This is a genomic window from Shewanella sp. 38A_GOM-205m, from assembly GCF_000518445.1.
Taxonomy (GTDB): domain Bacteria; phylum Pseudomonadota; class Gammaproteobacteria; order Enterobacterales; family Shewanellaceae; genus Shewanella; species Shewanella algae.
Genome location: NZ_JADP01000046.1, coordinates 1 through 11,891, shown reverse-complemented (window position 1 = coordinate 11,891; position 11,891 = coordinate 1). Strand labels below are relative to the sequence as shown.

Here is an 11,891-nt window from a genome sequence, read left to right as displayed (position 1 = left end):
TGTCTATCAAGAGCTATGGGGGCTGCTGCTTGGTTATAACTTGGTGAGACGAGAAGCGAGTCAGGCGGCAGTAGAGCACGGTCGAATGCCCAATGAAATCAGCTTTAAGTACGCTTGTCAGTTCATCGCAAGTCAGCTCAAAGTCATGAGCAAAGCGGTGTCACCAGGTAATACGCCGAAGCGTCTAAACAGTCTGCGAGGAGACTTGTCCATCCTTTTTATAGACAAACGCCCTAAGCCAAATCGGCCTAGGGCGGTAAAAATATCAAAGACCCGATATCCTGTTAATCACAAGGCAGCTCCGCTTAAGTGAACTACGTTGCGCCTATGCGGGGCTATTTTTTTTACTGTGTCAGGTGTGCCTGCCTTTGGGAGAATAGTTTGCCGTCCATGGGTAACCCGAATCATTGGGGCTGGTAGCTGCCTACCTCGGGTTTAAACACTTTCACTATACGGTTCCAACTATTGATGGCATTGATAGCTATGGTCAAATCTGTCATCGCCTGAGGACCGAAACAATCCAGCACCTGTTGGTACTCTTCATCGCTGATGCTTAAACCGGCGGTCAGTTTCTCGGCCAAACCGAGGGCGACACCTTCTTCGTAGCTATAGATGGGCATGTCCCGCCAGGCATTGAGGCCAAAAATTCGTTCGGCCTTTTCGCCGTACTTCAGTGCGTCTTTACTGTGCATATCAATACAAAAGGCGCACTGATTGATCTGTGAAACTCTGAGTTTGACCAGCTCCCAGATAGTCACTGACATGGTTTCCGATGCATTGAATTGTTGATGGAAGTAGCTTTCCTGTTGGTAAAGAATCTTCATTGCCTGTGGTGCGGCGTTCGCGTAATCGAGTCGTTTCATCATGATATCTCCTGAGATAGGGTCTCAGACGATAACCAGGCAAAGAGCGCAAAGATTGGATATTTCCGACATGGATGGAAATCGTCAATCGGCGTCCAGGCGATATTTGGGGCCATGTGAGGGCTATTTTTTCGACGGCTGTTATCGGTCTGTGTCCTTCCGCCCTTGAATTTAAAAATCGCATCCCCATTTAGTTAAGCAACTCAAGTTGGTTTAACCTATTGCGATAAACAAGGGAAGCTATTCATGTCACATCAAGAAACTCATGGTTTTCAAACTGAAGTCAAACAACTTTTGCATTTGATGATCCACTCTTTGTACTCCAACAAAGAGATTTTCTTGCGTGAATTGGTATCCAATGCTGCCGATGCCGCCGACAAACTGCGTTATCTGGCGCTTACCAACGATGCGCTTTATGAAGGTGATGGCGAGCTCAGGGTACGTATCAGTACCGATAAGGAAAAGGGCACTATTACCATTGAAGACAATGGTATTGGTATGACCCGTGACGGCGTTATCGAGCATCTGGGTACCATTGCCAAGTCAGGCACTTCAGAATTCTTCAAAAACCTCTCCGGTGATGCCGCCAAAGACTCGCAGCTGATCGGTCAGTTCGGTGTGGGTTTCTACTCGGCCTTTATTGTGGCCGACAAGGTAACGGTGAGAACCCGCGCTGCCGGTCACAAGGCCGATGAAGGCGTGCAATGGCAGTCTGCAGGTGAAGGCGACTTTACCGTTGAGAACATAGTCAAAGAAAGCCGTGGTACCGAGATTACTCTGCATCTGCGGGAAGAGGAAAAAGAGTTTGCCGACGACTGGCGTTTGCGCTCTATCATCACCAAGTACTCAGATCATATCTCCATTCCGGTAGAGATGTGGCAGGAAGGTTCGCCCGAGTCTGAAGGCCCGGATGGTGAAAAAGTACCTGCGACCGAAGGTCAATGGCAAGTGATGAACAAGGCCACCGCGCTTTGGACCCGCAACAAGTCTGAGATTTCCGATGAGGAATATCAGGAGTTTTACAAGCATATCTCCCATGACTTCAGCGATCCTCTGCTGTGGAGTCACAACCGGGTCGAAGGTAAGCAGGAATACACCAGCTTGCTGTACATTCCTTCCAAGGCGCCTTGGGACCTATGGAACCGGGATCGCAAGCAGGGTCTGCAACTCTTTGTTCAGCGTGTATTTATCATGGATGACGCCGAGCAGTTTATGCCCTCTTACCTGCGTTTCGTCAAAGGCCTTATCGACTCAAACGACCTGCCGCTGAACGTTTCCCGTGAGATACTGCAGGACAACAAGGTGACCCAAGCCATGCGCACGGCCATCACCAAGCGGGTGCTGGGCATGCTGGAGAAACTGGCAAAAGACGACAGTGACAAGTACCAGCAGTTCTGGGCCGAATTTGGCCAGGTACTGAAAGAGGGCCCGGCAGAGGATTGGAGCAACCGCGAGCGTGTGGCCGGCTTGCTGCGTTTTGCCTCGACCCACAATGACAGCGCGGCGCAGACGGTATCGCTGGACGACTACATAGGCCGGATGAAAGAAGGTCAGAGCAAGATTTACTATATTGTTGCCGACAGCTATGAGGCGGCGGCCCACAGTCCGCACCTGGAACTGCTGCGCAAGAAGGGCATCGAAGTGCTGTTGATGTCTGATCGCATCGACGAATGGCTCATCAACCATCTGACCGAGTACAAGGAAAAGGCGCTGCACTCTGTGACCCGCGGCGAGTTGGATCTCGGTGAGCTGGAAGATGAGAATGAAAAGGCCGAACAGGAAAAACTGGCGGCCGAATCCGAGTCTTTGCTCAAGCGTATCAAAGAAGCGCTGGGTGATAAGGTGAAGGATGTGCGGGTGACCACGCGTTTGACCGATACCCCAGCCTGTGTGGTGGCCGGTGAAGGTGAGATGTCGAGCCAGATGATCAAGCTGATGCAGGCCGCCGGCCAACAGGTGCCGGAAGTCAAACCGACATTTGAGCTGAACCCGACGCACCCGCTGGTGGCCAGGCTCAATGAAGAGGCAGACGAAAGCCGCTTTAATGACTGGAGTAACCTGTTGTTGCAACAGGCAATGTTGTCAGAAAAGGGCAGCCTGGCCGACCCATCTGAGTTTATCCGCTTGATGAACCAGATGCTGCTTGCCAATCTTAAGTAAGCCAATCAAAAAAGGGCCTTTATGGCCCTTTTTTACTCGGGAATAGCCCGACCATCCAACAAGGATTGCTATGGAAACACGTATCGAACTGACCCGCGACAATATTCAGCAGGTGGTGGAAGCCTCGAAACAACAGTTGGTCGCGTTGGTCTTCTGGGCCCAGCAGAGCCCGGAGAGTCTGGGGCTGCTCGGCACCATGGAAGCATTGGCAAGCCGTTATCAGGGGCAACTGCTGCTGGCGGCCGTTAACTGTGAAACCGAGATGGAAATTGCCTCCTATTTCCAAATCCAGAGCCTGCCGACCACTTTGTTCCTCAGTCAGGGCCAGCCGGTTGACGGATTTGCCGGGGTGCAGGACGAGTCGCAAATTCAGGCCATGCTGGATAAACATCTGCCCGCCGCCTGGGAGTTGCAACTTGCTGACGCCAGAGAATTACTCGCAGGAGGCGATGCCGCGGCAGCCCTGGTGCTGCTGAAGGAGGCCTATGGCGAGCACAACGGCGCCGAGGTGGCCTTGCCCTATGCCGATGCATGCCTGTTAAGCGGTGATATTGCCGGTGCCAAGAGCTTGCTTGCCGGCATCAAGCTTGAAGATCAGGATGCATACTACGCCAGTTTACAAGCCAAACTCAAATTGGCGGAAGAGGCTGCCGATACGCCGGAAATCCGCTCTTTGCAACAAGCGCTTGAAGCGGCTCCGGGTGACCTGAGTTTACTTGGCAAGCTGGCAACAGCACTGCATCAGGCGCACCGGGATGAAGAGGCTCTTGAGCTGCTTTTTGCGCAACTGCAGCAAGATCTCAACGCCGGCAATGGTGAGTTGAAACAACAGTTTCTGACGATACTTTCAGCCCTTGGCCAGGGGAATGCACTGGCGAGCGGCTATCGTCGCAAGCTCTACAGTTTACTCTACTGATAGAGTCAAGCTTGACAGCCCAAGCCTCTGCCTGAGCGGTTTTGACCATTTTCAACAGGTCAGAGCTGTCAGGTTTTTTTGGCGTTTCTGTGGCTAAAGTCGAAGCCAAAAGCCTTCTCATGGGCGGTCAGATGTGCGAAGATCGCCGCCCTAACAAGAATATCAATGCGAAAAGAGGACTCTTGATATGCGCATTATCCTATTGGGCGCCCCTGGTGCCGGTAAAGGTACCCAGGCTCAGTTCATCATGGAAAAGTATGGCATTCCACAGATCTCAACCGGCGATATGCTGCGTGCTGCCGTCAAGGCCGGTACGCCTTTGGGACTGGAAGCCAAGAAGGTGATGGACGCCGGACAATTGGTTTCAGATGAGCTGATCATAGGTCTGGTCAAAGAGCGCATTACTCAGGACGATTGCGCCAAGGGTTTCCTGCTGGACGGTTTCCCGCGCACCATTCCACAGGCTGATGCCATGGTGGCCAACGGTATCCATGTCGATCATGTGATTGAGATCGATGTGCCGGACGAAGAAATCGTCAAGCGTATGAGCGGTCGTCGGGTGCACCCTGGTTCTGGCCGGGTTTACCATGTGGTCTTCAATCCGCCTAAAGAAGAAGGCAAGGATGACGTCACTGGTGAAGAGCTGGTTATCCGTCCCGATGATGAAGAGAGCACAGTACGTAAGCGCCTTGGCATCTACCACGAACAAACCAAACCTCTGGTGGATTACTATGGTGCCATGGCTGCCAAGGGTGATACCAAGTACAGCAAGTTCGATGGTACCCAGAGCGTTGCTTCCGTCAGCGAAGCCATTGTGAAGGCACTGGGCTGATTAATTATCAGAACCGGTTCTCATAATCGAAAAAAGCCCGCAGCTGCGGGCTTTTTTTATGGTTTTAGCGATGTTAACTTGGCGCCATCTTTCTCGGAACAGGAATAATACAGTGCAGGATACCCGTCCTCCATTCGGTGTGCTTTTAGTTAACCTGGGAACTCCCTCTGCGCCAACCAAAGCGGCGGTGCGTGCTTTTTTGAAGCGGTTCCTCAGTGATCAACGTGTGGTGGATCTGTCTCCCTGGCTGTGGCAACCCCTGTTGCAAGGGATTATTCTCAATACCCGACCGGGCAAAGTCGCCAAGTTGTATCAGTCTATCTGGCAAGCAGAAGGCTCGCCATTAATGGTGGTCAGTAAACAGCAGAGACAAGCCCTGGCGGAATTGCTTCGGGAGCAAACTGGCTGCCATATTCCTGTGGAGCTGGGTATGAGCTATGGCAGCCCGTCCTTGAATGATGGCCTGACGGCGCTGAAAAATGCCAGTGTGGACAGGGTGCTGGTGTTGCCTCTCTATCCTCAATATTCCTGCTCCACTGTGGCCAGTGTGTTTGATGGTGTTGCCGCTGCACTGAAACTGGAGCGTAATTTGCCTGAGCTGAGGTTTGTGCGGGATTACCACGACAAGCCAGGTTATATTCAGGCCCTGGCAGGCAGCGTCCGTAGCCATTGGCAGCGAGAAGGGCGGGGACAAAGGCTGCTTATGTCGTTTCATGGGGTGCCTGAGCGCTACATCAAGGAGGGCGATCCTTATCGCAGTCAATGCGAAACCACGGCCAAGTTGCTGGCCGCCGAACTTGGCCTGGGTGAAGGCGAATGGCAGCTGTGTTTTCAATCCCGTTTCGGCAAAGAGCCTTGGTTAACCCCTTATACCGATGAGCTGCTCGAATCTTTGCCGGGGCAGGGAATCACAGCGGTCGATATCATGAGTCCCGCCTTCGCCGCCGACTGCCTGGAAACACTGGAAGAGATAGCCCAAGGAGGCCGCGAGAGCTTCCTTGAAGCCGGTGGGAAACAATATCAATTTATCCCTTGTCTCAATGCACAATCGGCTCATATGCGTTTTCTTGCTGATTTGGTGAAGTTTCACACTGAAAACTGGCATTAAGCCGGCGAGCGCGCACTGGTGCGGCGGTGGATTTGTGATAGAATCTGCCGCCATTCGGTGTGGTCGCTGGCAGCCCAGTCAGCCTGGCCTAAGATCATTATCAGGAAAGTCTGTACTCAAGCAGTGCAGCTACTCAGGGACGAAGACAACGAGAGCCCAATATGAAATTTCCCGGTCAGCGTAAATCCAAACACTATTTCCCGGTCAAAACCCGTGATCCTCTGCTGGCGCAGTTGACTCAACAGCCGCAACCTTTCAGTACCTGGATTTCAGGTATAGATCAAACTCTGGTGGATATCGAAGCCAAGGTCGAAGATGAACTGCTGCAGCGTTACGGCTTACCCAAAGGCAACTCGACTCTGATTGATGATGCCAGTGCCCACCAGTTGTATCATGAGCTCAAAAGCCGTGAGTTGGTCAGCGATGAGTTTGCCGGCGGTACTATCGGCAATACCATTCACAACTACTCAATTCTCGCCGATGACAGATCTGTGCTCTTTGGCGTGATGAGCAAGAATATTGAAGTAGGCAGTTATGCCTACCGCTATCTGTGCAACACCTCGTCCAAGGTAGATCTTAACTACCTGCAACCGGTTGAAGGCCCTATAGGTCGCTGTTTTACCCTGATCTCCGATGGCGGTGAGCGCACTTTTGCCATCAGCAAAGGCTCAATGGACAAGTTAAGCCCGGAGTTTATCGATAAAGAAGTGATTCAGGGCAGTTCTGCTTTGGTGTTGACTGCCTACCTGATGCGAGCCAGCGATGGCGATCAGATTGGTGAAGCGGCGTTGACCGCCATTCGCTACGCCCAGGAAGCCGAAGTGCCGGTAGTACTGACCTTGGGAACCCGCTTCCTGATTGCCGAAGATCCCAAGTGGTGGCAGGAGTTTATTCGCCAGCACGTTACTGTGCTGGCGATGAATGAAGATGAAGGTGAGGCGCTGACCGGATTTGCCGATCCTTTGCTGGCCAGTGAAGCGGCACTTGAATGGTGTGACATGGTACTGACCACAGCGGGTGCTTCAGGACTTTACACCGCCGGTTATACCAACGATGCCGAGAAACGCGAGACGGCTCATACTCTGCTTCCCGGTGCTATTCCTGAGTTCAACCGTTATGAGTTCTCCCGCCCGAAACTGAAAAAAGACTGTGACAAGCCCATCAAGGTGTATGCCCATATTTCGCCTTACATGGGCGGGCCGGAGAAAATTCACAATACCAATGGCGCCGGTGATGGTGCCCTGTCTGCCCTCTTGCATGACTTGGCGGCCAATACTTTCCACAAGACCAACGTGCCGGGCTCCAGCAAGCATAAACGCGATGGTTTGTGTTACTCCTCATTCTCGCAAATCTGTAAGTACGCCAACCGGGTGGCTTATGAAGTGCTGGCGCAGCATAGCCCACGCCTCTCCAGAGGTTTGCCTGAGCGGGAAGATAGCCTGGAAGAAGCCTACTGGGAGCGTTAAGCTCGTTTCCACAAGTAGATTAAAAGACAAATAGATTAAAAGAAGAGGGCGCTCAAATGAGCGCCCTCTTTGTATTTCCACTCTTTTTGTTTTTGGTATCTGAAAGCCAAGCAGCAAGGGCTAACTTGGCTTTGATACCCAAATCCGGATTATCCCTTACATGGGAGTGTGGTGTTCCTTGTGAAAGCTGACATTGTTTTTGCCGGCTTTAGGGTCATTGAAGGTCTCTTCATTGAACTCATTTTCCGACTTGGCAATCACCACGGTTGCGACTGTATCACCTGTGACGTTAACCGCGGTGCGCACCATATCCAGCAATCTATCTACGCCGATAATCAGTGCTATACCATCTACCGGCAGGCCCACTTGATTGAGCACCATGGCCAGCATCACCAGACCCACTCCCGGTACCCCGGCTGTGCCGATAGAGGCCAGGGTGGCCGTGACAACCACAGTGATATAGTCGGTAATCGTCAGGTCGATACCGTAAACCTGAGCAATAAACACAGTCGCCACACCCTGCATGATGGCGGTGCCATCCATGTTGATGGTCGCGCCCAAGGGTAAGGTGAACGAGGCTATCTTGTTATCAACGCCCAGGCGATGCTCGGCCGTTTCGATAGTGACCGGCAGGGTAGCGTTGGAACTGGCGGTACTGAAGGCAAATAGCTGCACGTCGCGCATTTTACGGATAAAGGTGAGGGGATTTAGCCCTGACAGCAGATTGAGCAGCACTGGGTAGGTGACAAAGGCATGCACCAGCAGTACGCCCAGTACCACAAAGAAGTAAGCGACTACGCTGCTGAAGGTCTCCATACCGAGCGTCAATGCCAGTTTACCCATAAGGGCAAATACGCCATAGGGGGCCAGATGCATGATCAGGGTTACCACCTTCATGATTACCTCATTGAGGTCCTCAAACAGGGCGGCAACCCGCTTGCCCTTGTCGCCCACATGAGAGATGGCGAAACCAAAGATCACGGCAAAGATGATGATCTGCAGCATATTGCCTTCGCTCATTGCCTGCATCGGATTGGTGGGCACTATATTGATCAACACTTCTGCCAGGCTGGGGGCATCTTTGGCCTCAAAGCTGTTACCTGCAGTAGGCATACTGCTATGTCCAGGATGCAGCAATACCGCCGCCATAATCGACAGTGTCAGGGCAACGGCAGTGGTAAACAGATAGAAAGCCAAGGTTTTACCCCCAAGGCGTCCCAGTTTTGAAGGCTCACTGAGTGAGCTGGTACCGCAGACGAGGGAGATAAATACCAGTGGCACCACCAGCATTTTCAAGCTGGAGATAAAGATGGTACCGACGACGTTGAGAAAACCTTCGGTGATGTAATCCTCAACAAAGATGAAGTAGGGGTCTTGCCGAACTTGTTCTGAGTTCAGGTCACCATCGGGGAAAAAATGTCTCAGAAGAAGGCCGAATAAAATACCGGCCGCCATCCCGATAAGGATCTTGCCGGTCAGGCCTATTTTCTTGGTTGGAGTGAATGCCATAAATCTTCCTGTTTAATTCTTGTACTTTTGTTATTTGGCGCACTAAAGCCTAGCAAGAAAGCTCTCTCGAGGAAATGATACGTGAGTTAAAGTTTTTGGCAAATAATGAGTCGTATAGCGCATTTGTGCTGGAAATGTTTAAGGAAAATTGTGTAATGTTGCTCTATAAGTAATACACAAGCAGATTGTTCGTATTTATTGAGTAACAGGGAGTCTGACAATGAGGTCAGCGTTTAAGTTTTGCTTCACTTTATTATGTAGTTTTCTTTTATTTGCCTGTGGCGGTGGGGGCAGTATTTCAGATACCGGAGATGGCTCGACGCCGCCAACGGGAACAACAACCGTCACTCTGAATATTTCAGATCCCAATATTTCCGCAGAAAACCCTGCGACCTTGACTGCGACTGTCAGCAATAGCTTAACGGGAGCGTTGGCGGGGCAACTGGTGACTTTTACCCTAAGTAACGAAAACCTGGGCACCTTCAACCCAGCCATAGGCACAGCCCTGACTGATGCAGATGGCAAAGCCGTGATTTCGCTGGCAACGTCCAACATTGCCGGTGCCGGTACTGTTAGCGCTGCAATCAGTTCAGGAGAGTCTGCCTCGGTCGGTTTCACTATGAAAGGTGATGGCGGTCAAGCCGGAGGTGGCGCGCAAGTCACCTTAACTCTTACTGACGTTGATGGTAATACGACAGACAGCATTACCAGCACATCTCCCGGTATTCTTGTTGCCACAGTAACCGGTCTGTCAAAACCGGCCATAGTGACATTCGATGCCTCTTTGGGCGATCTCCCGATAAAAACTGCGATTACGGATGCCAACGGTAAGGCCAGCGTCAGTATTTATGCAGGAAGTACTCCAGGCGCCAGTTCTGCCACCGCCTCGTTGGCAACCGGTGAAAAGGCTGAGCATGTCTTTGTGATCGGTGCTTCAGATGTACAGATGGGGAGTGGTGATCCTTTTGTTTCCGGAAAAGCAGCAGTGAGTGCAGCGACTCTATCGGCGGGGGGTACCGCTACGATTTCGGTAATGTTGCAAGATAGCCAAGGTAAGCCGTTTACTGAACCTGTCGATGTGAGTTTTTCATCAACCTGTTCCAAAAAGACCTCTCCTGAAGCCGTAATTAGTAGCCCTGTAACGGCCATTAATGGCCTGGCGACCAGTACTTATCTGGCCAAAGGATGTGTCGGTGACGATAACATCACGGTTTCTGCCGATGTTGGTGGCAAAAATCTGTCTGCTACCGGGGTTGTGAAAATATTGGCAGCCGACGCCGGAAGTATAGTGTTTGTTGATGCTTCCCCTGAGAATATCGGTATCAAGGGGACAGGTTCGGATGAGTCCTCTATTATTCGCTTTAAGGTGTTGGATACCAATGGTAATGCTGTTGCCAACAAGGCCGTCAGTTTCAGTCTTAATACCGATGTAGGTGGTTTGAGTCTCAACCCGGCAACGGCGACAACCAATAACGAAGGGATAGTACAGACAGTCGTAAATTCGGGTACGGTAGCAACTACTGTTCGGGTGACGGCTGACATAGATGGGACCTCTCCGCTGATCTCCAGTCAGTCCAGTGTCTTGGTTATCTCTACCGGTAAACCGGATCAGGACTCCTTCTCGCTTTCGGCTGAAACCCTCAATGCCGAGGGATGGGATGTAGATGGCACGGCAGTGAAAGTAACTGCTCGTCTGGCCGATGCTTTCAATAACCCGGTTCCGGACGGCACGGCGGTTTACTTTACAACAGAGGGGGGCGCAATTACTCCTTCGTGTACCACCACAGGTGGTGTTTGCTCAGTGACTTGGACCAGCCAGAACGCTCGCCCTGAAGGCCAATTACTGGTCGATAACAGCGGCTCCCGTAACCCCATTGCGGAGCTTTCTGCAACCGGTGGTAACTTCTATGGCCAAAAGTATGGTGGCCGCGCAACCATCACAGCTACAGCCAACGGTGAGGAGTCCTTCCCGGATACCAATGGTAACGGCCGTTTTGACGCATCCGAAGTCGCTGCATTCCAAGGTACTGATGTCAGTGGCCAACCTTATGATCTGGCAGAGGCCTTTGTTGATCACAATGAAGATGGATTGTTCAATCCTCAGCAAGCCGGTGGTGAAATTGGCGGTGAGAATGAGGAACTGATCGACTTCGACAGCGATGGCGTATTTGACTCGGCCGATGGCAAATACAATGGTGTATTGTGCTCTATCCCCGCCCATGACGCTTGTGCCGATGGTATTAGTCATTCTCAATCCATCAACGTTCGTTCCAGCTTGGTGATGGTAATGTCTGGCAGCACGGCTTATGCCACCGACCCAGCCGACATCCGCATTATTGATCGTGACGGCGATAATCTGGGAGGTGACATTGATATCAACGGTAAATCGAGTGCGACAGTCCAGTTCACTATTTCTGACTTGCATAATCAGCAAATGCCATCCGGAAGCGTGGTGACCTTTACGACATCTGCCGGTTCGGTAGCCAGCTCAGGAAGCTATACTTGGCCCAGCTCCAATCACAACGGTGGCCGTCAATTCAGCGTAACCTTGAAGGGGGCAGATGAACCAGATTCAGGTTCCTTCATTGTTAAGGTCAAAACTCCCGGTGGTGCAGAAACCGAAGTCGTTAACTTGAAGGTCAATATTTATTGATAAAATCAAGTAACCCCAAAGGCGCCATCGGCGCCTTTTTTATTGTTACCCCAAAACCACCTCCTATGGAGGTGGTGATCGTCAAGTCGGGGCTCAGCCCGAAGAGTGCCCATACTGCATACTGACTCGGTTTGTTACCAGCAAATCAAGGAGTAAGCAGTATGAGCCGATATGAAAGTGCATCGCACGTCTTCTATCGCTGTCAGTATCACATTGTATGGACGCCAAAGTATAGACACAGGATCTTGAAGGGCCGAGTTGGGCAGGAGGTTTGTCGCAGTATTTATATCTATAGCGGCATGAAGAAGTGTCGGATAGTAGAGCTAAATGTCCAGATAGACCATGTTCACTTACTGGTGAGACTTCCGCCAAGCTTGAGTGTTT

9 protein-coding genes and 1 pseudogene are annotated in these 11,891 nt (G+C 51.5%); 8 read left to right on the top strand and 2 right to left on the bottom strand.

Going from position 1 to position 11,891, the window contains the following annotated elements; all coding sequences use genetic code 11:
- Nucleotides 1–313: pseudogene (locus tag N512_RS24220) on the top strand (IS4 family transposase); the annotation flags it as partial.
- 91 nt (nt 314–404) lie between these two features.
- Here N512_RS24220 and N512_RS0118610 read toward each other — a convergent pair.
- Nucleotides 405–866, bottom strand: coding sequence for a carboxymuconolactone decarboxylase family protein (locus N512_RS0118610; RefSeq protein ID WP_028781269.1), 462 nt, complete (start codon nt 864–866; stop codon nt 405–407).
- A 243-nt stretch (nt 867–1,109) separates the two neighbouring features.
- Here N512_RS0118610 and htpG point away from each other — a divergent pair, with 243 nt between their 5' ends.
- The 5 genes from htpG to N512_RS0118585 all read left to right on the top strand — a co-directional run bounded on the left by htpG (nt 1,110) and on the right by N512_RS0118585 (nt 7,345).
- Complete coding sequence (gene htpG / locus N512_RS0118605; RefSeq protein WP_025011038.1) at nt 1,110–3,023, top strand: molecular chaperone HtpG; 1,914 nt, start codon at nt 1,110–1,112, stop codon at nt 3,021–3,023.
- Nucleotides 3,024–3,093: 70 nt separating this feature from the next.
- The gene (locus N512_RS0118600) at nt 3,094–3,939 is read left to right on the top strand and encodes a tetratricopeptide repeat protein (RefSeq protein WP_028781268.1); all 846 of its coding nucleotides are present in this window, start codon (nt 3,094–3,096) and stop codon (nt 3,937–3,939) included.
- A gap of 187 nt (nt 3,940–4,126) precedes the next feature.
- Entirely contained in the window at nt 4,127–4,771 is a 645-nt protein-coding gene (gene adk / locus N512_RS0118595) for an adenylate kinase (protein WP_025888745.1), read from the top strand.
- A 70-nt stretch (nt 4,772–4,841) separates the two neighbouring features.
- Complete coding sequence (gene hemH / locus N512_RS0118590) at nt 4,842–5,879, top strand: ferrochelatase (protein ID WP_037475564.1); 1,038 nt, start codon at nt 4,842–4,844, stop codon at nt 5,877–5,879.
- A gap of 161 nt (nt 5,880–6,040) precedes the next feature.
- Nucleotides 6,041–7,345: an inosine/guanosine kinase gene (locus N512_RS0118585; RefSeq protein ID WP_025011037.1), complete on the top strand. Its 1,305-nt coding sequence runs from the start codon at nt 6,041–6,043 to the stop codon at nt 7,343–7,345.
- Between the two features lie 156 nt (nt 7,346–7,501).
- Here N512_RS0118585 and N512_RS0118580 read toward each other — a convergent pair whose 3' ends face one another.
- Nucleotides 7,502–8,854 carry a dicarboxylate/amino acid:cation symporter gene (locus N512_RS0118580; RefSeq protein ID WP_028781266.1) on the bottom strand — a complete coding sequence of 451 codons (1,353 nt, stop codon included), beginning with the start codon at nt 8,852–8,854 and terminating at the stop codon, nt 7,502–7,504.
- Nucleotides 8,855–9,074: 220 nt separating this feature from the next.
- On the opposite strand from N512_RS0118580, the gene N512_RS0118575 reads away from it, so the two are divergent.
- Both N512_RS0118575 and tnpA read left to right on the top strand, forming a co-directional pair.
- Nucleotides 9,075–11,507, top strand: coding sequence for an Ig-like domain-containing protein (locus N512_RS0118575; protein WP_028781265.1), 2,433 nt, complete (start codon nt 9,075–9,077; stop codon nt 11,505–11,507).
- Between the two features lie 161 nt (nt 11,508–11,668).
- Nucleotides 11,669–11,891, top strand: a 223-nt coding sequence (tnpA, locus tag N512_RS0118570; protein WP_028780433.1) for an IS200/IS605 family transposase, incomplete at its 3' end; no start/stop codon positions are given.

Excerpts from the sequence above, each read along its gene's own strand:
- N512_RS0118610 (WP_028781269.1), bottom strand. The coding sequence starts at position 866 with ATGATGAAACGACTCGATTACGCGAACGCCGCACCACAGGCAATGAAG.
- hemH (WP_037475564.1), top strand. The coding sequence starts at position 4,842 with ATGTTAACTTGGCGCCATCTTTCTCGGAACAGGAATAATACAGTGCAG.
- N512_RS0118585 (WP_025011037.1), top strand. The coding sequence starts at position 6,041 with ATGAAATTTCCCGGTCAGCGTAAATCCAAACACTATTTCCCGGTCAAA.
- N512_RS0118580 (WP_028781266.1), bottom strand. The coding sequence starts at position 8,854 with ATGGCATTCACTCCAACCAAGAAAATAGGCCTGACCGGCAAGATCCTT.
- N512_RS0118575 (WP_028781265.1), top strand. The coding sequence starts at position 9,075 with ATGAGGTCAGCGTTTAAGTTTTGCTTCACTTTATTATGTAGTTTTCTT.
- htpG (WP_025011038.1), top strand. The coding sequence starts at position 1,110 with ATGTCACATCAAGAAACTCATGGTTTTCAAACTGAAGTCAAACAACTT.
- N512_RS0118600 (WP_028781268.1), top strand. The coding sequence starts at position 3,094 with ATGGAAACACGTATCGAACTGACCCGCGACAATATTCAGCAGGTGGTG.
- adk (WP_025888745.1), top strand. The coding sequence starts at position 4,127 with ATGCGCATTATCCTATTGGGCGCCCCTGGTGCCGGTAAAGGTACCCAG.